27 protein-coding genes are annotated in these 23,281 nt (G+C 68.5%); 11 read left to right on the top strand and 16 right to left on the bottom strand.

Features of this window, described 5'->3' with window-relative positions:
• Window positions 1-64 precede the first annotated feature (64 nt).
• The 4 genes from FB547_RS11825 to tssA form a co-directional block, all read right to left on the bottom strand.
• The gene (locus tag FB547_RS11825; RefSeq protein WP_018904085.1) at window positions 65-547 is read right to left on the bottom strand and encodes an Hcp family type VI secretion system effector; all 483 of its coding nucleotides are present in this window, start codon (window positions 545-547) and stop codon (window positions 65-67) included.
• 143 nt (window positions 548-690) lie between these two features.
• Window positions 691-2,184, bottom strand: a complete 1,494-nt coding sequence (gene tssC, locus FB547_RS11820) for a type VI secretion system contractile sheath large subunit (RefSeq protein WP_018904086.1) — start codon at window positions 2,182-2,184, stop codon at window positions 691-693.
• Between the two features lie 40 nt (window positions 2,185-2,224).
• Entirely contained in the window at window positions 2,225-2,743 is a 519-nt protein-coding gene (gene tssB / locus FB547_RS11815) for a type VI secretion system contractile sheath small subunit (protein WP_145742414.1), read from the bottom strand.
• 72 nt (window positions 2,744-2,815) lie between these two features.
• Complete coding sequence (gene tssA / locus FB547_RS11810) at window positions 2,816-3,847, bottom strand: type VI secretion system protein TssA (RefSeq protein WP_145742412.1); 1,032 nt, start codon at window positions 3,845-3,847, stop codon at window positions 2,816-2,818.
• Between the two features lie 71 nt (window positions 3,848-3,918).
• On the opposite strand from tssA, the gene tssJ reads away from it, so the two are divergent.
• Window positions 3,919-4,431, top strand: coding sequence for a type VI secretion system lipoprotein TssJ (tssJ, locus tag FB547_RS11805; RefSeq protein ID WP_145742410.1), 513 nt, complete (start codon window positions 3,919-3,921; stop codon window positions 4,429-4,431).
• A 10-nt stretch (window positions 4,432-4,441) separates the two neighbouring features.
• Here the strand turns inward: tssJ and FB547_RS11800 are convergent, their stop codons facing one another.
• Window positions 4,442-5,560: a type VI secretion system protein gene (locus FB547_RS11800; protein WP_145742408.1), complete on the bottom strand. Its 1,119-nt coding sequence runs from the start codon at window positions 5,558-5,560 to the stop codon at window positions 4,442-4,444.
• A gap of 10 nt (window positions 5,561-5,570) precedes the next feature.
• Complete coding sequence (locus FB547_RS11795) at window positions 5,571-6,896, bottom strand: DotU family type IV/VI secretion system protein (protein ID WP_145742406.1); 1,326 nt, start codon at window positions 6,894-6,896, stop codon at window positions 5,571-5,573.
• 249 nt (window positions 6,897-7,145) lie between these two features.
• Between FB547_RS11795 and FB547_RS11790 the strand changes: the two genes are divergently transcribed.
• Window positions 7,146-7,829 (top strand): response regulator, encoded by a 684-nt coding sequence (locus tag FB547_RS11790; protein WP_145742404.1) that lies wholly within the window; start codon window positions 7,146-7,148, stop codon window positions 7,827-7,829.
• An 8-nt stretch (window positions 7,830-7,837) separates the two neighbouring features.
• Here the strand turns inward: FB547_RS11790 and FB547_RS11785 are convergent, their stop codons facing one another.
• The 7 genes from FB547_RS11785 to FB547_RS11755 all read right to left on the bottom strand — a co-directional run bounded on the left by FB547_RS11785 (window position 7,838) and on the right by FB547_RS11755 (window position 13,677).
• Complete coding sequence (locus tag FB547_RS11785) at window positions 7,838-9,163, bottom strand: MSMEG_0569 family flavin-dependent oxidoreductase (RefSeq protein ID WP_145742403.1); 1,326 nt, start codon at window positions 9,161-9,163, stop codon at window positions 7,838-7,840.
• A 39-nt stretch (window positions 9,164-9,202) separates the two neighbouring features.
• Window positions 9,203-9,487: an MSMEG_0570 family nitrogen starvation response protein gene (locus FB547_RS11780; RefSeq protein ID WP_145742401.1), complete on the bottom strand. Its 285-nt coding sequence runs from the start codon at window positions 9,485-9,487 to the stop codon at window positions 9,203-9,205.
• Window positions 9,478-10,476, bottom strand: coding sequence for a sll0787 family AIR synthase-like protein (locus tag FB547_RS11775; RefSeq protein WP_145742399.1), 999 nt, complete (start codon window positions 10,474-10,476; stop codon window positions 9,478-9,480). Before FB547_RS11775 ends, FB547_RS11780 begins: the two co-directional genes overlap by 10 nt.
• Window positions 10,473-11,033 (bottom strand): MSMEG_0567/Sll0786 family nitrogen starvation N-acetyltransferase, encoded by a 561-nt coding sequence (locus tag FB547_RS11770; RefSeq protein ID WP_145742397.1) that lies wholly within the window; start codon window positions 11,031-11,033, stop codon window positions 10,473-10,475. The genes FB547_RS11775 and FB547_RS11770 overlap by 4 nt, the downstream gene beginning before the upstream one ends.
• Window positions 11,034-11,035: 2 nt before the next feature.
• A complete protein-coding gene (locus tag FB547_RS11765; RefSeq protein ID WP_145742976.1) occupies window positions 11,036-12,118 on the bottom strand; it encodes an MSMEG_0568 family radical SAM protein in 1,083 nt (360 codons plus the stop codon).
• Window positions 12,081-13,127 carry a Nit6803 family nitrilase gene (locus FB547_RS11760; RefSeq protein ID WP_145742395.1) on the bottom strand — a complete coding sequence of 349 codons (1,047 nt, stop codon included), beginning with the start codon at window positions 13,125-13,127 and terminating at the stop codon, window positions 12,081-12,083. The genes FB547_RS11765 and FB547_RS11760 overlap by 38 nt, the downstream gene beginning before the upstream one ends.
• Window positions 13,128-13,194: 67 nt before the next feature.
• Window positions 13,195-13,677 carry an MSMEG_0572/Sll0783 family nitrogen starvation response protein gene (locus FB547_RS11755; protein WP_018904096.1) on the bottom strand — a complete coding sequence of 161 codons (483 nt, stop codon included), beginning with the start codon at window positions 13,675-13,677 and terminating at the stop codon, window positions 13,195-13,197.
• Between the two features lie 345 nt (window positions 13,678-14,022).
• Here FB547_RS11755 and FB547_RS11750 point away from each other — a divergent pair, with 345 nt between their 5' ends.
• Window positions 14,023-15,420, top strand: coding sequence for a PLP-dependent aminotransferase family protein (locus FB547_RS11750; RefSeq protein ID WP_145742393.1), 1,398 nt, complete (start codon window positions 14,023-14,025; stop codon window positions 15,418-15,420).
• Window positions 15,421-15,441: 21 nt separating this feature from the next.
• Here FB547_RS11750 and FB547_RS11745 read toward each other — a convergent pair whose 3' ends face one another.
• On the bottom strand, window positions 15,442-15,891 hold the full coding sequence (locus FB547_RS11745; RefSeq protein WP_145742391.1) for a beta/gamma crystallin domain-containing protein: 450 nt from the start codon (window positions 15,889-15,891) through the stop codon (window positions 15,442-15,444).
• A 269-nt stretch (window positions 15,892-16,160) separates the two neighbouring features.
• Between FB547_RS11745 and FB547_RS11740 the strand changes: the two genes are divergently transcribed.
• Window positions 16,161-16,526: a hypothetical protein gene (locus FB547_RS11740; protein ID WP_145742390.1), complete on the top strand. Its 366-nt coding sequence runs from the start codon at window positions 16,161-16,163 to the stop codon at window positions 16,524-16,526.
• 282 nt (window positions 16,527-16,808) lie between these two features.
• On the top strand, window positions 16,809-16,997 hold the full coding sequence (locus tag FB547_RS33580; protein WP_261380264.1) for a hypothetical protein: 189 nt from the start codon (window positions 16,809-16,811) through the stop codon (window positions 16,995-16,997).
• Window positions 16,998-17,014: 17 nt separating this feature from the next.
• Here FB547_RS33580 and FB547_RS11730 read toward each other — a convergent pair whose 3' ends face one another.
• The gene (locus FB547_RS11730) at window positions 17,015-17,242 is read right to left on the bottom strand and encodes a hypothetical protein (RefSeq protein ID WP_145742388.1); all 228 of its coding nucleotides are present in this window, start codon (window positions 17,240-17,242) and stop codon (window positions 17,015-17,017) included.
• A gap of 291 nt (window positions 17,243-17,533) precedes the next feature.
• Between FB547_RS11730 and FB547_RS11725 the strand changes: the two genes are divergently transcribed.
• Window positions 17,534-18,019 carry a ferritin-like domain-containing protein gene (locus FB547_RS11725; RefSeq protein ID WP_145742386.1) on the top strand — a complete coding sequence of 162 codons (486 nt, stop codon included), beginning with the start codon at window positions 17,534-17,536 and terminating at the stop codon, window positions 18,017-18,019.
• 137 nt (window positions 18,020-18,156) lie between these two features.
• Entirely contained in the window at window positions 18,157-18,801 is a 645-nt protein-coding gene (locus FB547_RS11720) for an HAD family hydrolase (RefSeq protein ID WP_370878902.1), read from the top strand.
• Between the two features lie 11 nt (window positions 18,802-18,812).
• Here the strand turns inward: FB547_RS11720 and FB547_RS11715 are convergent, their stop codons facing one another.
• Window positions 18,813-19,415 carry a chalcone isomerase family protein gene (locus FB547_RS11715; RefSeq protein WP_145742382.1) on the bottom strand — a complete coding sequence of 201 codons (603 nt, stop codon included), beginning with the start codon at window positions 19,413-19,415 and terminating at the stop codon, window positions 18,813-18,815.
• Between the two features lie 326 nt (window positions 19,416-19,741).
• Between FB547_RS11715 and trpE the strand changes: the two genes are divergently transcribed.
• From trpE to ltaE, 4 genes are read left to right on the top strand one after another with little or no spacing between them, the layout of a single operon-like run.
• Window positions 19,742-21,244 carry an anthranilate synthase component I gene (trpE, locus tag FB547_RS11710; RefSeq protein ID WP_145742380.1) on the top strand — a complete coding sequence of 501 codons (1,503 nt, stop codon included), beginning with the start codon at window positions 19,742-19,744 and terminating at the stop codon, window positions 21,242-21,244.
• Window positions 21,241-21,633, top strand: a complete 393-nt coding sequence (locus FB547_RS11705; protein WP_145742378.1) for a GxxExxY protein — start codon at window positions 21,241-21,243, stop codon at window positions 21,631-21,633. The genes trpE and FB547_RS11705 overlap by 4 nt, the downstream gene beginning before the upstream one ends.
• Window positions 21,630-22,214 (top strand): aminodeoxychorismate/anthranilate synthase component II, encoded by a 585-nt coding sequence (locus FB547_RS11700; RefSeq protein ID WP_145742377.1) that lies wholly within the window; start codon window positions 21,630-21,632, stop codon window positions 22,212-22,214. The genes FB547_RS11705 and FB547_RS11700 overlap by 4 nt, the downstream gene beginning before the upstream one ends.
• Before the next feature lie 6 nt (window positions 22,215-22,220).
• Window positions 22,221-23,279 carry a low-specificity L-threonine aldolase gene (gene ltaE, locus FB547_RS11695; protein ID WP_145742375.1) on the top strand — a complete coding sequence of 353 codons (1,059 nt, stop codon included), beginning with the start codon at window positions 22,221-22,223 and terminating at the stop codon, window positions 23,277-23,279.
• Window positions 23,280-23,281: the final 2 nt, after the last annotated feature.

Here is a 23,281-nt window from a genome sequence, read left to right as displayed (position 1 = left end):
GTCTCTCCGGCTGGAAGGTCAAGGGGCGGCCGCCGTCCGCCGGGCGGCCGTGGCGCAAGGCGCCTCAGACCTTCTTGTTGGCGGCGATGTCCCAGCCGGTTTCCTTGGTGCCGTCGCCGGAACCATCGGCCTTCTGCGGCGTGTACTCGTACTTGAACTTCGAGAAGTTCAGCGTGATGGTCTCGGTCAGGCGGTCTTCGCCGCCGCTGCCGCCGGTGTGGATGTTGCTGACGATGATGTCTTCCATCGTGAGCTTGATGTACTCGAGCGGTGTGGCGCCGGCCTTGCGGACCACCAGCGTGCCCTTCTTGATGTGCTGGCCGTTGCAGCAGTCGAGCAGCAGCAGGTGCGAGGAGGCATCCACGTACTTGGTGACCGAGAGGTCCTGCACGCTCACCTTGCCTGCGCCCGAGCCGCCGCCGACGTGGCCGGTGCCGGACTGGCTGGCACCCCAGCTCCAGGAAAGAACGTCGATTTCCTTCTTGTGCGAATCGTCCTTGGATTCACCGTCGACGCCCTCGAGCTTCAAAAACATGTCTGCAGCCATGATGCTTACCTTTCAGTTGTGTGCGAGTCAGAGAAAAAAAGGGCTTCCGTGCGGTGCCTGGTCGGCGGTGGTGCCCGGGAGCTATGGAGAGAACGAGCAATGGGCCCCGTTTTCAAAGGCCCACCTACGGCATATGCCGCCCGTTACTTGCCGCCCTTGGCCGAAGGCAGCTTGGACACCAGCCGCAGCGACACCGTGAGGCCTTCGAGCTGGTAGTGCGGGCGCAGGAAGAACTTGGAGGTGTAGTAGCCGGGGTTGCCCTCGACCTCTTCCACCACCACCTCGGCCGCGGCCAGGGGCTTCCTGGCCTTGGTCTCTTCGGAGGAGTTGACGGGGTCGCCGTCCACGTAGTTCATGATCCATTTGTTGAGCCAGCGCTGCATGTCGTCGCGCTCCTTGAAGCTGCCGACCTTGTCGCGCACGATGCACTTCAGGTAGTGCGCGAAGCGGTTGCAGGCAAAGAGGTAGGGCAGGCGGGCCGCCAGGTTGGCGTTGGCCGTGGCATCCGGGTCGTCGTACTCGGCCGGCTTGTGCAGCGACTGCGCACCGATGAAGGCCGCGAAGTCGGAGTTCTTGCGGTGGATCAGCGAGAGCAGGCCGGCCTTCGACAGTTCCGCCTCGCGCCGGTCGCTGATGGCGATCTCGGTCGGGCACTTCTGGTCCACGCCGCCGTCATCGCTCGGGAAAGTGTGCAGCGGCAGGTTCTCCACCGCGCCGCCCGACTCGATGCCGCGGATGCGCGAACCCCAGCCGTAGAGCTTGTAGGAGCGGTTGATGTTGGTGGCCATCGCATAGGCTGCGTTGGCCCAGGCGTACTTGCTGTGGTCGGCACCGGCGGTGTCTTCCTCGAAGTCGAACTCCTCCACCGGATTGGTGTTGGCGCCATAGGGCGTGCGCGCCAGGAATCGCGGCATGCACAGGCCCAGGTACTTGGCGTCGTCGGAGTCGCGCAGCGAGCGCCAGCCGGCGTACTCGGGCGTGAGAAAGATCTTGGTCAGGTCGCGCGGGTTGGCGAGCTCCTGCCACGATTCCATCTGCATGAGGTTGGGGCTCGCGCCGGTGATGAAGGGCGCATGCGCCGAGGCCGCGATCTTGGACATCTCGCCGAGCAGTTCGATGTCGGGCGGGCTCTGGTCGAAGTGGTAGTCGCCCACCAGCGCGCCGAAGGGCTCGCCGCCGAACTGGCCGTACTCCTGCTCGTAGATCTTCTTGAACATCGGGCTCTGGTCCCAGGCCGCGCCCTTGAACTTCTTGAGGCTCTTGGCGAGGTCGGTCTTCGAGATGTCCATCACCCGGATCTTCAGGTGCTCGTCGGTCTCGGTGTTGTTCACCATGTAGTGCAGGCCGCGCCACGCACTCTCGAGCTTCTGGTAGTCGGGGTGGTGGATGATCTTGTTGACCTGGTCGGTCAGCTTGGCGTCGATCGCGGCGATCATCGACTGGATCGACTTGGTCACGTCCTTGCCGATGACGGTGCTGTTGCTCAGCGCCTGCTGCGCGAGCGTGAGCACCGCGGCTTCGACGGCGCTCTTGGCCTCGTCGCTGCGCGGCTTGAATTCCTTCTGCAGGAGCGACGAAAAATCGCTGCCTGCATAGGCGACATCCTTGAGTGCGCTCTGCTCGAGTGCTTCGGCCATGGTGGTTCTCCTCGGGGTCCGGTGTGTCGGGTGGTGGGGATCAGGCGGCCGGCTTGGCCGCTTCGTCGTCGGGCTTGGCGGTGGCCGCCAGCGACTGCAGCAGGGCCGGGTCCTCGAGCACCTTGGCCAGCAGTTCCTCGGCGCCGTTCTTGCCGTCCATGTAGGTCACGAGGTTCGACAGCTGGGTGCGCGCCTCGAGCAGCTTGTTGAGCGCGCCGACCTTCCTGGCCACGGCGGCGGGCGAGAAATCTTCCATGTTCTCGAAGGTGAGCTCGACCTTGAGTTCGCCCTCGCCGGTCAGCGAGTTTTCCACCGCGAAGGCGGCGCGCGGCTTCATGGCCTTCATGCGCGAGTCGAAGTTGTCCACGTCGAACTCGAGGAACTTGCGGTCGGCCACGGGTGCGAGCGGATCGGCCGGCTTGCCCGACAGATCGGCCAGCACGCCCATCACGAAGGGCAGCTGGATCTTCTTCTCGGCGCCGTAGAGTTCCACGTCGTATTCGATCTGCACGCGTGGCGCCCGGTTGCGGGCGATGAATTTCTGACTGCTCTTGGCCATGGCGATGCTCCTTGCGGGGGTAGATGGGGCGGTTCGATCAACAGGAAAAAAAAAGGGGAACGGAAAGGGCGGCTACTCGGACGGGCGCTTGCCGGTCACGGTCTCGATCGTGTCCAGCGCGCCGGGTGCGAGGTTGGCCATGATTTCGAGGAAGCTCACGCCGATGAGCTTCTTGGCGCGCTCGATCAGGAGCGGCGCGGGATTGCCGGGCTCGGTCTGTTCGAGAAAGCGGATCACGCGGTCCAGCATCTGCAATGCGTCCTGCCGGCTCTGGATCTCGCCGCGCGCGGCAGCGGGCCGCGGCGTGCCGCCGGCCTGCGGCGCATCGCCTTGCGCTTCTTCAGCGGTGCCCGCATCTTCGGGCGCACCGATGGCAGCGCTGCAGGCCTTCTGCAGCATGCGGCCGATGGCGCGCAGTGGGGAAAGGTCGATCGCGTCCGAGCGGCCGGTGCGCTCCACCAGCAGGGCCTGCAGCTTCTCGACCCGCCCGGGCACGCCGATGGCGGCCTGGATCAGCTCGGGCCGCTCGGCATGGAGCGCTTCGAGGCCGCCCTGGATCTGTGCCGGCGAATAGGTGGCTTCGCCGCCCACCGCATTCAACGCGTTGTTGGCCACCGCGATGTCGCGCACGCGGATCGCGCCCACGCCCGGCGCCACGCCCACCTGCGCGTCGTACAGGTCGCGCAGCACCATCGTCTCGTCGCCGAGCGGCGCGAGCGCGTTCAGGCGCATGGTGGGATCGTTGTCGTCCTCGGCATCGAGCTTTGGATGTATGCCGTCCCAGAAGGTGTCGAGCAGGCGGGTGAGCAGTTCGAGCCCGGCAACGAAACCGGCAAGCCCCTGCAGCCGCGTGGAGGCGCGCAGCAGCAGCACGGCGGCGCGCACGTCCTTGCTGCGGCGCAGGATCGCGTCGGACTGTTCGGCCACCTCGCGCCACTCCGGCTCCACCGCCGGGATGACGGTGTCGCCGAACTGCTGCTCGGGCTTGCCCTGCGCTGCGGTGGTGAGCGCGGTGAAGGCCGCGTCGTACTCCAGATCGTCGCCGCATGGCGAGGCCTCGCCGATGGGCGTGAGCAGGGCTTCGACAAGTTCGTTGGTCAGCATGTTGCCTGTTCGAGTTGGCTGGTGATAATCAAAGATGCGTCCGAACCGGTCAATGCAACGAAGGGAATAGCATGCGCACGCTGGGTACACACCATTCGTCCTATGGACGCTCTTTTGCTGCGGTCTCGCGGCGCCTGGCATTGGCCTGCGGCCTTGCATTGACCGGCGCCCTGGTCGCGGGCTGCGCAAGCAAGCCCGTGGTCACGCCGGTGTCGATCACGCTCACGGCCGGTGCCGATGCCAACCCCGATGCGCGCGGCCGCGCTTCGCCGCTCACGGTGCGCATCTATGCGCTGAAGTCGCCCGGCCCCTTCGAAGGGGCCGACTTCTTCTCGCTGTTCGAAAAGGACCAGGCCACGCTCGGCGCCGAGCTGGTGCAGCGCGAAGAGATGCTGCTGCGCCCGGGCGAAAGCAGGAAGCTCGACCTCACGCTGCCGGCCGATGCCAAGGCCATCGGCGTGATGGCCGCGTTCCGCGACCTCGACCGTGCACGCTGGCGCGAAGTGCGCGCGGTGGAAGCCGGCAAGCCGCAGACGCTCACCGTGACCTTCGGCGCGCGGCAAATCCGCATCGAGAGCAAATAGCCCGACCCTTTCAGGAACGCGCGGCGCTGGCGTTCGGCGCGCGGCCCGGCCGTGCGAGCGGCTGGTCGGCGGGCAGGAAGCGCTCGAACAGGTCGGCCACGAAGGCGCCGCCGGCTGCGCCCGATGCAGCGGCCGTCACATAGAGGCCGCGCCACCGCGGAACGCGCGAGCCGCGGCCATGGCCTTCGAACAAGGCCTCGGCCACCTCGCGCAATGCGGGCTGCAGCGCACGCAGCGCCTCGATGAATTCATGGATCGCGAGCTGGCCCGATGCACCCGGCTGCTCGCGCAGCAGCGCCATCCGCAGCGCATGCAGCTGACGCGCCATGGGATCGAACAGGGCGTCGAACCGTTCGGCCGCGCTCTCGCCGTGGGCGGCCGGTCCGGCCAGGCGATGGCCGATCACCTGTGCGAGCACCTCGGGCGGCAGCGCACCGCGCAGCGTGGCATAGCCGGCCAGCTGCTCCAGGCCGGTCACGACCAGGTAGACCGGCAGCTGCAGGCGCAAGGTGTCCGCGGCCTCGTCGAGCAGCCGGCGCATCCTGGTGGCCAGCGGCTTCATGCCTGCGCTGGCCGGGTGCAGCAGTTCGCTCGCTGCCACGCAGGCCACTACGCCGTTGATCGGCACGCGGTCGCGCCGCTCGGCCAGCGCGAGGAGCGCCTGGAGCCACAGCGCGCGCGTGTGCGGCGCCGCCGCCGCGTCGCTGACGGCGCTCGGGTGGAGCTCGATGGCCGTCAGCGAGCCGGTGAGCCACCAGCGCCAGTAGGGTTCGCCGAAGGGCTCGCTGCCTGAAGGTGCCAAGTGCTCGGCATGGGCCGCCGCCAGCAGCCCCGGCAGGTTGGCCGCCGCGTCGCCGAGAAAGAGAAACCAGGGCACCGGCGCGGCTTGCTGCCGCAGTGGCTGGCGCAGGAGCTGGCGTGCGTGCGACATGGCTTCCCTCATGGCTTCGATCGCGGCTTCGTCGGCTTCGGCCGCCGGCGGGCCGAGCGCGGCAATGCGCCGGCGCAGCGCCCGGCGGCGCGCACCGCGGCCCGCGTCGCGGACCGCGGCGTACAGCAGCACAAAGCCGGCCAGGCACAGCGCGAGCAGGAGCCAGAAAAAGTGGGCAGGCAACAACGCGGCGGGCATGCTGCGGCTCTCAACGTGCAGTGGTCTCGAAGAACTCGAAATCGGCAAGCAGCCGCTCATTGCCCTTGTTGGCAGCGAGCGCTTCGCGCAGCCGCAGCAGGTAGGCCGAAGCGAGTTCGTACGGCGGCCGGTCCGCGGCGCCGTCGAACGGCGTGGGCGACGAGAGCACGGTGACCAGCACGGTGCCGAAGGGCGGGGCCACAAGCCAGCTCGCCGGGATGTCGCGGCCCAGGTCCAGCTTCTCGCCGGCGCGCAGCCGCACCGGCTGGCCGGTGTTCAGGTGCATGACCGAACCCTCGGCGGTGTAGTAGTCCACCCACAGGTAGCTGTCGTGCCTGGGCGCGGCCACCTGCATGCGCACGTCGTCTCCTTCGCGCAGCCGGCCGTTGCGGGCCGTCACGGCCGTCACGCCCAGTCCGTGGGCCTTCTCGCGGTTGCGCAGCTGGTAGGGCTTCAGGATGGCGAACACCTCGCAGTGGGGCCACACGCGCAGCCTGACATCGAACGTGGGCGAGCCGGCATCGGGCAGCAGGCCGGCCACCTCGCGCTCCACCCGCTGCAGGTCGGCCGGCAGCGAGACGAAGCCGCTCACGTGCAGCCTGCCGCCCTTGTCGGCGGAAGCCGAGAGATCGGCGCAGGCATAGCTTTGAAGATGCTGCTCGATGCGCTGCGCCGGTCCCGGCTCGCCCGCGTGCAGCCCGGCCGGCCACTGCCACCACAGCAGATAGAAAAGCGGCAGCAGCAGCGCGAGCGCGCCGAGCGCGCGCAGCAGGCTGCGGTCGCGGCGGCGCAGGTCGTGCGGGCCCGGCGGATCCGCCACGCCATAGGGCTGCGGCGTGATGCGGTCCTGCACCAGGCTGCCGAGCGCCAGCGGCCTGAGCCGCAGCTGATGGCCGTGCAGCGCCTTCAGCTTGCCGAGCTCGCCGCGGTCGTCGCTCTCGAAGTAGTACTGCCCCTTGAAGCCGTGCACCAGCGCATGCCAGTAGACCTCGCGCAGTTCATCGTCTTCGGCGCCCAGCGCCGACAGGTGGTGAAAGAACTCGCTGTGCGCGTTGTTCGAGTTGAACAGCTGCACCTGCAGCGGCGCCGCACCTGCGGCCGCTCCAGGGTGGCGCGCCAGGATCTCGTCGATCCAGGCCACCATCGCAAAGACCGCCGACTCGACCTGCGCGGCGGGCTGGCCCGAAGCGCAGGCGCGCGCCGCGTCGAGCAGCCGGCGCGCCTGCTGCTGCGCGGCATCGTGCGAGGGCGGCGCGGCGCGGCCGGCCGCGATCGATGCGTCGAGGGCGAGGCCGAAGGAGACGAATGCGGAAAAACAGTCGAGCAGCCGGACCATGGATGACCGCGCCCGCTCACCGCGCCTGCGTTGCGGAGGATGCCTTGCACCGGCGTCTGCTGCGATGGCACATCCCCATGTCCCCGGTTCCTTCGAGTAAGGATTCCATCTTCCGAACGCCGGGCGGCGGGCGCCATATCGCTTGGGGACTATGCCGTTCGTCGGGCAAACCGGCTTGCTGCGCGGGGCAATCGCCGGTATCTTCGGCATCCGCTGAGTTCAATGCACGCTGGGACACTGGGACATGCCATGAAAATTCTGATCGCCGACGACCACCGGCTCGTCATCGAGGCGGTCAAGGCCAAGTTGTCGGAGCTCGAGCCCGGCATCGAGTTCGTCCTGGCGATGAGCGTCGACGAATTGCTTGCCGGCGCCACCGACGAGCTCGACCTGGCCCTGATCGACCTCAACATGCCCGGCGCCGATGGCCAGGCGCACATCGACGAGATCCGCCGCCGCCATCCGGCCGTGCCGGTCATCGTGCTCTCGGGCTACGAAGACCCGGCCATCATGCGCAGCGCGCTCGAGCGCGGCGTGCTCGGCTTCATTCCCAAGGCCTATTCGCCCGAGGTCATGCTGTCGGCCGTGCGGCTGGTGCTGGCTGGCGGCGTGTACGTGCCGCCCATGATGCTCACGGCGCTGCCGCCCGGCATCGTGGCCGGCGTGGCGCCCACGCAGAACGGCGATGCGCGCCCTGCAGGCGCTTCCTCGCAGACGCTCGAGCATCTGCGCAGCGTGCTCACCGAGCGCCAGGTCGAGGTGCTGCAGCTGCTCTCGCAGGGCAAGCCCAACAAGCTCATCGGCCGCAGCCTCGGCATCAGCGAAGGCACGGTCAAGATCCACCTGGCGGCCATCTTCCGCGCGCTCAACGTGCGCAACCGCACCGAGGCGGTGGTGGCTGCGCAGGCGCTGACCGAGGCGCAGCAGGCCTGAGCCGTGCTCTAGGCCGCGCGCAGTTGGGCGCCGGCCGGCGCCTCTTGCGCATCGGCCCGGCCCGTCGCTGCCGCGTTCTTCCTCTCTTCGATCGCCTCGGCAAGAAACTCCGCGTCGCGCGCCACGCCCGAGAAGCGGCCCGACCCCCATGTGTGCAGCCAGGGCAGCCCCAGGAAGTAGAGCCCGGGCACGCCCGTCACGCCGCGCTGGTGCACCGGCGCGCCGCGGCCGTTGAACACCGGCGCATCCACCCATTCGAAGTCGGGCGAGAAGCCGATGCACCAGAGCACGCTCGCGATGCCTGCCTCGGCAAGGTCCAGGCGCGTGCGCTCCTCGGGCGGCTCCCACACCGGCGTGTAGACCGAGGGCGGCGGCGCCTCGATGCCCCGGGAGGCAATGAACTTGTCGATCGAGGCGTTGATGCGGTTGTAGGTGGCGTCGGCACTGTCCAGGTGCTCGCGCAGGTTGGGCTGGAACTCCAGCGTGCCGTCGCTGCCCAGGCCGGTCAGCAGGCCGTACAGCTCCATGCCCTCGAGCGCGAAGCGGCGCAGGTCGATGTCGCGGCCGCCGTCGCGACCGGTCACGTAGTGGTTGGTGTTGTCGCGCACGCCCTCGCGCAGCGGATGCTCGGTCACGGGCATGTCGTAGTACTTCATGTCGGCGAGCCAATCGACCACTTCGCGGCCGCGGTAGAAGCGGGCGCAGCGCGGCGCATCGCCGGTGGCAAGGTACACCTTGCGCCCGGCCAGGTGCAGGTCTTCGGCGATCTGCGAACCCGACTGGCCGCAGCCCACCACCAGCACCGCGCCCTCGGGCAGCTGCGCCGGATTGCGGTACTGCGCCGAGTGGTACTGCACCACGTGCGGCGGCAGCTTCTCGGCCAGGCGCGGCACGATCGGGCGGTGGTAGCCGCCCGAGGCCACCACCACCTGGTCGGCGGTGTAGAGGCCGGCGTCGGTCTGCACCATGAAGCGGTCGCGCTCGCCCGTGCCGGGCACGCGCGCCACGCGCTCGACGGTCACGCCCTCGATGGCCGGCGCCTTCACCTGCGCGACGAAGCCGGCCAGCCATTCGTTGATCTGGTCCTTCACCATGAAGCCGTGCGGATCGTCGCCGCGGTAGGCCCAGCCCGGCAGCTGGCACTGCCAGTTGGGCGTGACGAGGCAGAACGAATCCCAGCGCTGTGTGCGCCAGCTGTGCACGAGGCTGCGCTTCTCGATCACGAGGTGGTCGATGCCGCGCTGCTGCAGGCAGTGGCTCAGCGACAGGCCGGCCTGGCCGCCGCCGACGATGACGACGCTGTAGTGGCTGCGTCCGCCGTAGGGATAGGACATGGGTCTTCTCTCTTTGTTTCTCTATGAATGCAGGGCGCGTCAATCAACGGCGACGACGGTGACTTCGGCATCGGCGGCGCCGGTGAAGCGGGTGGCGATGCGCTCGATCTCGGCGAGCTGGTCCATGGCCTGCGAGCACGCGAAGCCGTACCTGGCGCGAACGCGCTCGGAGGCGATGCCCAATGCCTCGCGCGAGCGCCGCAGGAAGTCTTCGAGCGCGTAGCGTTCGCCGGGCGCGAAGAAATCCTGCACCACGGACGAGGGCGAGTAGCAGCGCGTTTCGCTGGCATCGGGCCAGCGCACCTGGAAGTGCATCACGGGCATGCGAGCGCCTCCTTCGGTGGCTGGATGAAGGCATCGTGGCCGAAGTCCCACAACAGGGCCTCGTTGCCGCCCGCCTGCAGCCGCACCTGCCGCGTCGCATCGACCTCGCCGACCACCGCGCAGGCGATGTCGCGCGCGGCGAAGCGGCCGAGCACCGGCGCGACCTGCGAAGGCGGCACGCTGAGCACGAATCCGTAGCTCGGAAAAGAAGAAAGCCAGCGCAGCAGCGGCACGCCACCGGGCCTGGGCAATGCCTCGAGGTCGATGCGCGCGCCGACGCCCGAGCACTCCAGCAGCATCATCGCGGTGCCCACCGCGCCGGCCATGCTGATGTCCTTCGCGGCGCGGCAGAGGCCGTCTTCCGCGATGGAGGGCAGCAGTTCGAGGTCCGCGCGCAGCCGCGCGGCCGGCGCCGTGGTCGATGCGTTCCAGTAGGGAAAGGGCTCCTCGTAGGCGCCGCGCAGGTCGGCCGCCATCACCAGCAGGTCGCCGGGCTTCGCATCGAAGCTCGTCAGCAGGCGCCGCGCATGGCCGAGGATCGCGACCGCGAGCTGCGGCCGTTCGCTGCGGTTGTTGCTGTGGCCGCCGACCACCGGCACGCCGTAGCGCACCGAGGCCTCGGCCATGCCGCGCAGCACCTCGTCGGCAGGGTCCATGCCCATGCTCCAGAGCGCATCCACCACCGCCGTCGGGCGGCCGCCCATCGCATAGATGTCGCTCACGTTGACCATCACGCCGCAGTAGCCCGCGAACCAGGGCATGCGCACGATGAAGTCTTCCACCAGCCCTTCGATCGCGAACAGCAGGTAGCCGCCGTGGCCGTCGGGGATGGCCGCGCAGTCGTCGCCGATGGGCACCGCCTGCGCGAGCGCGGCATGGCCGCCGGGCAGCGAGCGGCCGAGGGCCGACACCACGTCGCTGATATCGCGCTTGTGGGCGAAGCCGCGCGTGGCGCGCAGCGCTTCGGCAATGTCGTGGACGCTCGTCATGACAGCACCTTCGCGCGCGTGACGAAGCCGCTCACCGGGTCATGGCAGGGCGGATAGAAAGCGAGCCCCGCCTGCATGCGTGCATGCGGGCGGCCGTGGATGGCGCTCTCCTCGAGCAGCTGCCAGCCGAGCTTCTGGAACAGCGGCACGTTCTGCATCTGCACCTGCGCGAAGAATTCCTTGCAGCCCAGCGCATTGGCGCGCGACACCGCGAGCCGTATCAGCGTGGCGCCCAGGTGGCCCTGGCTGCGGAACGCGGGATGCACCGCGAGGCGCGAGCCCCACCATTCGCCAGCTGCCTCGCCGCGGTGGATACGCACGGTGCCCACCACCTGCTCGGGCATGCCGGCGTTGCACGACATGGCGACCAGCAGCCGCGCATGGCCGTCGGTGGCGTCGCGGTCGTCGCGCGCGAAGATGCCCTGCTCGATGCAGAACACCGCGCGGCGCAGCGCCATGGCTTCGTCGCGCTCCCACTGCTGCGCGGCTTCGCGCACCAGGTATTCGACCGGCGTGTAGTGCGGGTCGAGTTCGCTGAGGTCGTCGATGCACAGCATGTTCAGCCCTCGCTTTCCTTTTCGTAGACCGACAGCGACGAGCAGGCGCCGCACTTGCCGCAGCCGGCCTTGATGTCGGCCGAGCGCAGCCCGGCCGCCACCACGCGCTCGCCCAGCGGCGCGAGCAGCGACTTCATGAACTCCGGCGATGGCGCGGGATGGTCTTCGAGCGGCGTGCCGCTGATCGGCACGAAGGGCACCACGAAGGGGTAAACGCCGCGCGCGAGCAATTGATCGCAGGTGTCGAGGATGGCCTCGCGCGTGTCGCCCAGCCCGGCCAGGATGTAGCTGCTGACCTGGCCGCGCCCGAACACGCCCACCGCCGCCTCGAAGGCGCTCATGTAGCGCGAGACCGGCACGCTGGCCTTGCCCGGCATGATGCGTTCGCGCACCTCGGGCGTCACCACTTCGAGGTGCATGCCCAGCGTGTCGATGCCCGCGGCCTTCATGCGGTGGAACCACTGGTCGTCGTCGGGCGGCTCGCACTGGCCCTGGATCGGGATGTCGACCGCAGCCTTGATCGCGAACGCGCTCTCGCACAGGATGGCCGCGCCGCGGTCGGTGGCGTTGGGCGTGCCGGTGGTCATCACCATGTGCTTGACGCCGTCGAGCAGCACGGCTGCGCGCGCCACTTCGGCCAGCTGTTCGGGCGTCTTGCGCGCGATGGTGCGGCCGGCCGCGAGCGACTGGCCGATCGCGCAGAACTTGCAGCTCTTCCTGCGGCTCTCGTAGCGGATGCAGGTCTGCAGCACGGTGGTGGCGAGCACGTCGCTGCCGTGCAGCGTGGCGATTTGCGAGTAGGGCACGCCGTCGAAGGTCTGCATCGCGTAGAAGCGCGGCTGCTTCGGAAAGCTGATGTTCGCGATGGGAATGCTGCCGCGCATCACGCGGCTCACGCCCGCTGCATCCGGCGCCTCGGCCGTGAACGGCGAGTGCCAGGCGCTGGAAGTGTGGACCGGCACCATGATCGTGTGGCCGTCCACTGTCACGGCCTTGTGGTCCGACGGGCCCGCGCCGCCGCGGCGGCTCGCCGCGCCGGCCGAAGGATCAACCAGCCGCAACCCGAAGGACTGGAGCTCGGTCATCAGCTGCCGGCTCTCCGGCGGGGTCGTGGTGGTGGTCATGGTCGGGGCTCCGTTGAACGAGGGGTTGCGTGAGATGCATCGGCACGGTGGTCTGCGCGGGCCGGTCGTTGATGGCGAGCGACAGCAGTTCGGGCCGCGCGTAGTGGCCGACCGAATCCATCATTCGCTTGCGCTTGGCGATCAGTGCCATGTCGAGGTCGGCCACCACCATGCCTTCGCCCTCGGTGAGCGGCGGCGCAAGGTGCTTGCCCTCGGGCGAGACGATGGCGGTGTGGCAGCCGCCGCGCAGCGCCTTCTGCAGGTTGGCGTCGGGCGTGACGCTGCGGATCTGCTCGTCGCTGAGCCAGCCGGTGGCGTTGACCACGAAGCAGCCCGACTCCAGTGCGTGGTGGCGGATCGTCACTTCCATCTGCTCCGCGAAGACCGGGCCCACCAGCGAGCCGGGAAACTGCGCGCAGTGGATCTCTTCGTGCTGCGCCATCAGCGCGTAGCGCGCGAGCGGGTTGTAGTGCTCCCAGCAGGCCAGCGCGCCGACGCGGCCGACGGCGGTGTCGACCACCTTGAGGCCGGCGCCGTCGCCCTGGCCCCAGACCATGCGCTCGTGGTAGGTGGGCGTGATCTTGCGGCGCTTGAGCGCCAGCGTGCCGTCGGCGTCGAACACCAGCTGCGTGTTGTAGAGGCTGCCGTGGTCGCGTTCGTTCACGCCCAGCACCACCACCATGCCGTGATGCCGCGCACGCTCGGCCACGGCCTGCGTGACCGGACCGGGCACGACCACCGCGCGCTCTGCCAGCCGCAGGTGCGGCGCGCCCTGCAGCACCGGCGGCAGCACGAAGCTGAAGTAGGGGTAGTAGGGCACGAAGGTCTCGGGGAATACGGCCAGCTGCGCGCCCTTGGCCGCGGCCTCGTCGATGGCGCCGCACACCCGCTCGAGCGTGCCGTCGGGCCGTTCGAAGTCGGGCGCGATCTGGATCGCCGCGGCACGCACGATGCGTGGGGAAGAGTTCATGGTCACCCCCTGTCCACAGCGGCAGGCGAAGCGACACGAAGTGCGCGAAGACTGGGGGTGGACATGTTCACAGCGTCCAGGTGTCGAGGATGACCGCGCCGGCCTTCTTGTGCAGCAGCACGAGGTCCAGCACGTCGAGCGGGTTGATCGGCGTGATGCCCTCGATCAGCGCGCCTTCGCCGTGGCCGTACAGCGCCTGCAGCGCGAAGCGGCACGCATACACCTTGCCGCCTTCTTCCATGAACTTGCTGATCTGCTTGTTGAAGTTCTGGTGGCCCGGAAAGGCCTCGTCGCCCAGCGTCGGAAAGCCGCGCTGCACGCCCAGCGTCACGCCGGGGCCGTACAGCAGGACCGAGGTCTCGTAGCCCTTGCGCCGCAGCCGCGTGGCCTGCAGCAGGTTCACGAAGCCGATCGAGCCCTCGAAGGCCACCGTGTGGAAGGTGACGAGCGCCTTCTCGCCGGGCTCGGCCTTGACGTCTTCGAACACCTTCTCTTCGTAGTCGACGAGGAACTCGCCTTTCTCGTTGCGGGGGCGGGTGACTTTGGGCATGGGGTACTCCGGTTGAAAGGGGGATGAACGCAGGTCTTGCGTGCCTTTCTCTTCGCAGGCGATGTGCCAGCGCCTGGCGCGGCGCGTGCGATCAATGCGCGATCAATCCGCCCGGGTGCGGCCTGGGCGCCCGAAAACTTTTTTCGGGTCCCGTGAAAAGTCGCTGCAGAGGCGGTCGGCGCGGCCCTTGCCGCACCGGAAAGACGCATCCGCCATGCGATCAATGCACCCGATCAATGGAGTTGATCGCACCTGATCGAGGCGCCCGGCCCCCTGGAGCGGGCGCGATTCCTGCGTGCCTGATCGGTGGCCCGATGCAATCAATGGATGCAATCAACTCCGCCGATGACCACGATCACCGCCCACTGGCGCAAGCAGCTGCGCAACACCACCAAGCCGGCCTACCTGCTGCTGGCCGAATTGATTGCCGACGACATCAAGACCGGCCGCCTCGCGGTGCGCGACCGGCTGCCTACCTTGCGCGAACTCGCGGCCGAGCTGGAGCTCAACTACACGACCGTGGCGCGCGGCTATGCCGAGGCGCGCAAGCGCGGCCTGATCGATTCGCGCGCCGGCACCGGCACCTTCATCCGCTCGGGCAGCCCCAGCCTGCGGCTGCGCGGCGGCAGCGGCGCCGAGATGACGATGAACATGCCGCCCGAGCCCGACGACCCGCACCTGATGGCGCGGCTGCACGACAGCGCCAGCCGCGCATTCGCAGAGGCCGACCTGCACGACCTGCTGCGCTACCAGGACTTCGGCGGCACCGCGCACGACCGCGAGGCCGCGATGCACTGGCTGCGGCCCTTCGTGCCCGATGCCGGCATCGACCGCATCCTCGTGTGCCCCGGCATCCACGGCGTGCTCACGGCGCTGTTCTCGCAGCTCGCGCGGCCGGGCGAGCTGATCTGCGTGGAGTCGCTCACCTATCCGGGCGTGAAGGCCATCGCGGCGCAGCTGGGCGTGCAGCTGCATGCACTGCAGCTCGATGACGACGGCCCCATCGCCGATGCCTTCGAGCACGCCTGCAGGACGCTCAAGCCCAAGGCGCTCTACTGCAACCCCACGCTGCTGAACCCGACCGCCGGCACCGTGTCGCGCGCACGGCGCGAGGCGCTGGCCGACGTGGCGCTGCGCTACGCGGTGCCGATCATCGAGGACGACGCCTACGGCATGCTGCCGCGCCAGACGCCGGCCGCGCTCGCCACGCTGGCGCCCGGGCTCACCTACTACGTGAGCGGATTCTCCAAGTGCTTTGGCGCGGGCCTGCGCAGCGCCTATGTGTGCTCGCCCACCGTGGTCCAGTCGCAGCGCCTGGCTGGCGCGATGCGCGCCACCACCGTGATGGCCTCACCCATCACCAACGCGTTGACCACGCTGTGGGTCGAGGACGGCACCGCCGAGGCCATGCTGCAGGCCGTGCGCGGGGAATCGATGGCGCGGCAGGCGCTGGCCGCGCGGCATCTCGGCGGCAGCGGGCTGCAGGCGCATCCCGAGGGCTTCCATGCCTGGCTGCCGCTCGCGCCGGGCTGGAGCCCGGTGGAGTTTGCCTCCTACCTGCGCACGCAGAACGTCGGCGTGGTGGCGAGCGCGGCCTTTTCCACCGATGGCGATCCGCCCGAGGCGGTGCGCATCTGCCTGGGCGGCCCGATGTCGCGCGAGCAATGCGACCAGGCGCTGCGGCTCATTGCCGACACGCTCGCGCATCCGCTGCATCCGCACGCCACGCTGCGCGGCGGCTGAGCGCAGCGGCCGTGGCCGTGTTCAGGAGCAGTCGAGCTTCATCGCCTCGATGCGGCCGCCGAAGCCCAGCTTGCGCATCAGGCCGCCCTCGCGGCTGTTCGCCGGGAAGTCGACCGTGCGGTCCCTGAACATCGCGTGCTCATACACCTTCAGCGTGGCGCGCGGGCCCACGCTCACGCTGTCGATGTCGCGCTTGAGCTGCCTTGCGGTGCCGCGGTCCATGCTCTGGACTTCGGCCGGCCCCACCAGCGTCAGCATGTCGCCCTGGAAGTTGCGGCCGGTATAGAACTGGGCCCAGCAGCCCGAGGCCAGCGCGGGGTCCTCGATGCGCACGGGCACGAGCAGGATCGTGGGATCGGGCTGGTTGGCCGCGGAGGCGGCGGGGCTGGCCGAGCGCGTGGGGCCGGACATCTGGGAGCAGGCGCCGAGCGCCACGGCGCCGGCAATCAGGAGATAGCGGAAATTCTTCATTGGATGGGATGGTGATTTGCTGTTGGTTGGGTTGCGGTTGGGAAGCGAGCCGCCCAGGCTACCGGCCACGGCTCCCCGCCGCGTAGGAGCAAGGCCCAAGCTCCCGTCCCCGCGACGCGACGGAGGCGTTTGTCGCGCGCAACGCCGGGCGCGAAATCTCCGCGAATGGCTGCGGCCCGGATGCGCCCATTTCCTACGCTGGCCGGTGCCGAGGATGCCCAGTCTGGCGATTCGCATCCATCCGATTTTTTTCATCATCGAAGGAAGCCATGGCCACGAGCAGCATCCTGGGAGGCGACCGCCCGCCGGAGGAGCCGAAGGGAAAGGACGTCGACAGCCTGGGGCCCAGCGACACGAGCGACAGCGGAAGCGACGTGTGCACCTCGCGCGAGCGCAGCGCCATTCCCGAAGACGCCGCGGAAGGCGCCATTCCCATTGCGCATGAAAGCAGCACCGATGCCGAGGGCACCGGCGAGCGTGCGTCGGCGGACGCGCCGCCCTCGGCGCCCGATGCGGACATCCTGCCGGACCGCACCGAGGACGCGGGCTCGGCCGCCGGGCTTGCCGGCACGGAGGAAGAAAACGACGACAACGACGACGATGAAGCGGAGGACGCCGGCAACAAGCCCGCCTGAGGCGAGTTCGGCGCAACGCCATGCACGGCCCACTTGACTGCGCGCTCCACGGGCTCCAGCAGCTGGCCTACGCACGGATCACGCGCGAATTCCACCGGGCCTGGCAGGCGAGGGCGGACTGTCCCGCGACGTGCGAAGCCGCGATCGGCGAGTCGCACCGCCGGGTGCAGCAGTGCGAGCAGGTGCTCGCGCAACTGCGCCTGCTGATCGACGCCATGCCAGATCGCAGAAATCAAGATTGCGCGCGCGCTGTACCTGCGCCTGCTGCTGGAAAGCGCGCCCGTGCGCCTGCAGTCGTGGAGCGACAGCGAAAGCTTCGACGACATGCCCAGATCCCACCTGTTCGAATGGATTTCCTACGACTTCGAACGGCTCGAACTGGCCGAGCTCGAGGGCTCCATGACGCCCGAGGAAGCCGCTTCGTACGCGCAGGCCCTCGACGCGCGCGCCAGCAGCCTGCGCGAGGAGTGAGCGCGCGGGCAGGCCCCTCAGCCCCGGCCCAGCACGATCGCGCCTTCCTGGATGTAGCGGTCGAATTCGAGCTTGGGAATGGCCGCGGTCAGCGACTGGCCCTGGTCGGTCCAGGTGAGCACGACGCTGTCGTCGGCCATCATGATCTGGCAGTTGCCCTTCGGAATCTTCAACTGCGGGCCGTCGCCGGCGCGAAAGGCCACATCGCCCGCGATGCGGGCGTCGATCTGCGTGGTGGAAGTCATGGGACTTTAGATCCTTCGAAAAGCTGCAAGCCTCATTTCTCGCGCGCTCCTGGCTCGCACGTGTAGGCAAGAACACCATTCCCGCGCCGGCCGCAGGCCTGCGGAGATTCGCAGGCCGGGGCGTGCCCCGAAGAACGCTTACAGCGGACGTCAGGCCAAACCGACACCGGTCCTCGTTCGCTCGAACACCATTTCTCCCGGGACCAGCGCAATGAGGCTGCCTTCGGCACCGCCTTTGCTGGCAATTTTCAACCCGCCTCCCTATCGATGAGGCATACGAAGGAGTCAGACATGGCCAATTACACGAACACCGCGGACACCGCCACCACCGAAGACGTGGTCAAGGTGCTGAACGATCTTCTGGAGAACTCGCGCGACGGCGAATACGGTTTCCGCGCCTGCGCCGAGGAGGTGGATTCCCCGCAGCTCAAGCAGGTCTTCCAGAGCCGCTCGGCCGAGTGCGCCAAGGCCGCGGCAGAGCTGGTCCAGCTCATCCAGCGTTTCGGCGGCTCGCCCGACAAGGGCGGCACGGCGACCGGTGCCATGCACCGCGGCTGGGTGCACGTGAAGGGCTCGGTGGGCGCCAACAGCGCGCTCTCCATGCTCGAGGAATGCGAGCGCGGTGAAGACGCCGCGGTGGCGCGCTACCGCAAGGCGCTGAAGGAAGACCTGCCGGCCGACGTGCGCGCCGTGATCCAGCAGCAGGCCGATGGCGCCAAGCGCAACCACGACCAGATCAAGCGGCTGCGCGACGAGATGCGCAGCAAGAGCAAGTAAGGGGCTGCGCCGCCCGGCGGGGCCGCACGGGGCAAAATGGACGGCGTCCTGCAACTCCGGCGGCCTTGCCCTTGACCTCCTCCATTCACCACGACCTCACGCGCTTCGATGCCGCCATCGTCGATCTCGACGGCACCATGGTCGACACCCTCGGCGATTTTGCGGTGTCGCTCAACCACATGCTGGGCGACCTTTCGCTGCCGCCGGTGGCGCCGGCCGCCATCGAGAAGATGGTGGGCAAGGGATCGGAGCATCTGATTCTTTCGGCACTCGCGCATGCGATGCCGTCCGCCGGCGCGGCGTCCGAGAGGGCCGACGCGCGGGCGCTCTTCGACCGGGCCTGGGAGCGTTATCAGCACCACTACCTGGCCATCAACGGACAGCATTCGGCGGTGTACCCGGGCGTGGTCGAAGGGTTGAAGGCGCTGCGCTCGCGCGGCCTGCGCCTGGCCTGCCTCACCAACAAGCCGACCTCGTTCGCCAAGCCGCTGCTGGCGGCGAAGGGGCTCGACGGCTTCTTCGACTTCGCGTTCGGCGGGGATGCCTTTGCAACGAAGAAGCCCGACCCGCTGCCCCTCCTGAAGACCTGCGAAGCGCTGGGCACCGCGCCCGCGCGCACGCTGATGATCGGCGATTCCAGCAACGACGCCAAGGCCGCGCGCGCCGCGGGCTGCCCGGTGGTGCTGGTCACCTACGGCTACAACCACGGCGAACCGGTACGCGGCGTCGATGCCGACGGCTTCGTGGACTCGCTCGCCGACATCGACCGAAGCGTTTCCTGACGGCGCCGCGGCTACTTGCCGAGCAGCGCGTCCTTGAGCTTCCAGTCGGCCGGCGCCGGCCCGAGCCAGATGCGCAGCAGCGCGTTGAAGAATGCCGGCTCCTTCACCGGATCGGGCTGCGGCACGCCGCGCACCGTCACCAGCGTGCCCGTGCCGGGCAGCCAGTCGATGGTGAAGGTGTCGCCGGCCTTGAGCTGTTTCTGGTCGGAGAACATCTGGCCCATGCGCAGCAGCCCCGGAATGAGGTTGACCATTTCGCTCTTGGGCGAATTCTCTTCCACGCCCTTGGTGAAGAATCTGCCCAGCTCGTCGGCATCGATGTCGCGCAGCATGGTGATGGCCACGCGCTTGGGCCCGGGCGCGGCCAGCGCCTCCTCGGGCGTGGAGACCTTCTTGCCGACGTACAGCCCCGCCGCGTACACCTTGAAGACCGCCTTGTAGCGCACCCCCGCGCCGTTGAGCTGCAGGGTCGTGCCGCGCAGGTCGAGGGTGTCGTTCAGCTTGACGCCGGCCACATCGACCTGCGCGGCCGAGGCGCCGAGCGCGAACCAGGCGCAGGCCAGCACGGCCAGGCGGGAGAACGACAGGGTCGGGAGCGAAAGGGCAGCGGGCACGTGGCTTCCTTGATTTGCGAACGATCGTTCGAATGTATCTTTTCGTTTTACTCGCGGTCTTCGGGGGAACCCTGAAGGCGGCGGTTGCACCCGGCGGCGTTTTCGTGGGCTAAACTCCACGCTCCATGTTCGTTCATCACATCATTCAAACAGGTGAAGGCAGCCGGGGAGCCTGGCCCTGGCGTCGCCATACATCGCTGACTGTTTGACTGCACGGCGCACGCCGTGCGCCCGCGGCACCGGATCGCTTTTCTCGACTCCGGGCCACCAGTGAATGACCTTGCCGCCGGCCAAGAAGCGCCGGCAGGCAATTGGAGAACGAATCCGTGATCACCGAACTTGAATTCAAGAGCCTCAGCGCCCAGGGCTACAACCGCATTCCGCTGATGGCCGAGGCCTTTGCGGACCTCGAAACGCCTCTTTCCCTCTATCTCAAGCTCGCCCATTCGCAAGGCGGCGGCAAGCACAGCTTTTTGCTCGAATCGGTGGTGGGCGGCGAGCGCTTCGGGCGCTACAGCTTCATCGGACTGCCGGCGCGCACGCTGCTGCGCGCCAGCGGCTTCGGCGCCGAGGCCGCCACCGAGGTGGTGACCGACGGCCAGGTGGTCGAGACCGCCGCGGGCAATCCGCTGGACTTCATTGCCGAATACCAGAAGCGCTTCAAGGTGGCACTGCGGCCCGGCCTGCCGCGTTTCTGCGGCGGCCTCGCGGGCTACTTCGGCTACGACACCGTGCGCCACATCGAACGCAAGCTCGAAAAAAGCTGCCCGCCCGATGCGCTGGGCTGCCCCGACATCCTGCTGCTGCAGTGCGAGGAACTGGCGGTCATCGACAACCTGTCGGGCAAGCTCTACCTGATCGTCTATGCCGACCCGAAGCAGCCCGAGGCCTACGCCGCGGGCAAGCGCCGCCTGCGCGAGCTGAAGGAAAAGCTCAAGTATTCGGTGAGCGCGCCCGTCGTGAAGCCCACGCAGCCGCATCCGCCCGAGCGCAGCTTTGCCAAGGCCGACTACCTGGCGGCCGTGGAGCGCGCCAAGGACATGATCGCCGCCGGCGACTTCATGCAGGTGCAGGTGGGCCAGCGCATCAGCAAGCGCTACACCGAGTCGCCGCTGTCGCTGTACCGCGCGCTGCGTTCGCTCAACCCCTCGCCCTACATGTACTACTACCACCTGGGCGATTTCCACGTGGTGGGCGCTTCGCCCGAGATCCTGGTGCGCCAGGAGAACACCGGCGACGGCGAGCAGAAGATCACCATCCGCCCGCTGGCCGGCACACGCCCGCGCGGCGCCTCGCTCGAACTCGACAAGGCGGCAGAGGAAGAACTCATCAACGACCCCAAGGAGCGCGCCGAGCACGTGATGCTGATCGACCTCGCGCGCAACGACATCGGCCGCATCGCCAAGACCGGCACCGTCAAGGTGACCGAGGCCTTCGCGGTGGAGCGCTACAGCCATGTGATGCACATCGTGAGCAACGTCGAAGGCACGCTGAAGGACGGCATGACCGCCATCGACGTGCTCAAGGCCACCTTCCCCGCCGGCACGCTCACCGGCGCGCCCAAGGTGCATGCGATGGAACTCATCGACCAGCTCGAGCCCACCAAGCGCGGCCTCTACGGCGGCGCCTGCGGCTACATCAGCTACGCCGGCGACATGGACGTGGCCATCGCCATCCGCACCGGCATCGTGAAGGACCAGATGCTGCACGTGCAGGCCGCGGCCGGCGTGGTCGCCGATTCGGTGCCCGAGCTGGAGTGGAAAGAAACCGAGGCCAAGGCGCGCGCACTGCTGCGGGCGGCCGAACTGGTCGAGGAGGGGCTGGAATGAGCAACGTACCCGACATCCAGAACGACTTCTCGCACGAGATCATCGGCGCCGCCGTCGAAGTGCAGCGCGTGCTCGGCACGGGGCTGGGCGAAGAGGCCTACGCCGCCGCGCTGGCCATCGAACTCGCCGAGCGCGAGATCGGCTTCGCGCAGGGCGTGGCACTCTCGGCCAGCTACAAGGGCCGCTCGCTCGGCGAGGTGTACCGCGCGGGCTTCGTGGTCGAGCAGTCGGTCATCGTCGAGCTCAAGGCGGTCGACGTGCTGACCGACCTGCACCGCGCGCAGGTGCTCGCCGCGCTGCGCCTCTCGGGCCTCAAGCTGGGCCTTCTGATCAACTTCAACGTGTTCCCCGTCGTCAAGGGTGTGCACCGGATTGTGAGCAAGCCATGAAACTGCTGATGATCGACAACTACGATTCCTTCACCTACAACATCGTCCAGTACCTGGGCGAGCTGGGTGCGGATGTGCAGGTGCACCGCAACGACGAGATCACGGTGGCGCAGATCGGCGAGCTGATCGCCTCGGGCGTCACGCGGCTCGTGGTGTCGCCGGGGCCTTGCTCGCCGGCGGAAGCGGGCGTTTCGGTGGCGGCCATCACGGAGTTCGCGGGCAAGCTGCCGATCCTCGGCGTCTGCCTGGGCCACCAGGCCATCGGCGCGGCCTTCGGCGGCAGGATCGTGCGCGCGCAGCAGCTGATGCACGGCAAGACCAGCGAGATCACGACCACGCAGGAAGGCGTGTTCGCGGGGCTGCCCGAGAAGTTCATCGTCAACCGCTATCACTCGCTTTCCATCGAGCGCGAAAGCTGCCCGAAGGCGTTGGCGATCACCGCGTGGACCGACGACGGCGAGATCATGGGCGTGCGGCACACCGGCTTTGCGCATGACGTGCGCATCGAGGGCGTGCAGTTCCACCCCGAGTCGATCCTCACCGAGCATGGCCACGCCATGCTCAAGAACTTCCTGGACTGACCCGCCATGACAGACCGCTCCTGCCTCGTCGACCTGCGCAGCGACACCGTCACGCAACCCACCCCGGCGATGCGCGAGGCCATGATGGCGGCGCCGCTCGGCGACGACGTCTTCGGCACTGACCCGAGCGTCAACGCGCTGCAGGAGAAGATCGCCGCGCTGCTGGGCTTCGAGGCGGCGCTGTTCGTGCCCACGGGCACGCAGAGCAACCTGTGCGCGATCCTTTCGCACTGCGGCCGCGGCGACGAGTACATCGTGGGCCAGCAGGCGCACTGCTACCGCTGGGAAGGCGGCGGCGCCGCGGTGTTCGGCAGCGTGCAGCCGCAGCCGCTCGACCATGCACCCGACGGCACGCTGCCGCTCGCGCAGATCGAAGCCGCCATCAAGCCCGACGACGCGCACTTCGCGCGCACGCGGCTGCTGGCGCTGGAGAACACGCTGGGCGGCAAGCTGCTGCCGTTCGAGTACGTGCAGGCTGCGACCGATCTGGCGAAGGGCAAGGGACTGCAGCGGCACCTCGATGGCGCGCGGCTCTTCAATGCCGCGACCGCGCAGGCCGCACAGAACAAGCGCAGCGACATCCGCGCCGAAGCCCGCCGCATTGCGCAGTGCTTCGACAGCGTGTCGGTCTGCTTCAGCAAGGGCCTGGGCGCGCCCATCGGCTCGGCGCTGGCCGGTTCGCGCGAATTCATCGCGCGGGCGCACCGCATCCGCAAGATGGCGGGCGGCGGCATGCGCCAGGCGGGCCTGCTCGCCGCGGCGGCTTCGCATGCGCTCGATCACCACATCGATCGGCTCGCCGACGACCATGCACTCGCCCGGCGCCTGGCCGAGGGGCTCGAAGGCATCGAGGGACTGAAGGTCGAGACGCCGCACACGAACATCGTGTTCGTCGACCTCACGGGCGCGGCGCAGGCGCGTTCGGCCGAACTGCTCGCGAGCCTCAACGGGCAGGGCATCCTTGCCACCGGGCTCTATCGGCTGCGCTTCGTGACGCACCTCGATGTCGATGCGGCCGGCGTGGACCGCGCCGTGGCGGCGATCCGCGGTTTCTTCAACGCCTGAAC

This window comes from Variovorax beijingensis, from assembly GCF_007828835.1.
Taxonomy (GTDB): Bacteria; Pseudomonadota; Gammaproteobacteria; order Burkholderiales; family Burkholderiaceae_C; genus Variovorax; species Variovorax beijingensis_A.
The sequence above is the reverse complement of the archived record's forward strand: the minus strand, read 5'-3'. Positions and strand labels throughout refer to the sequence as shown.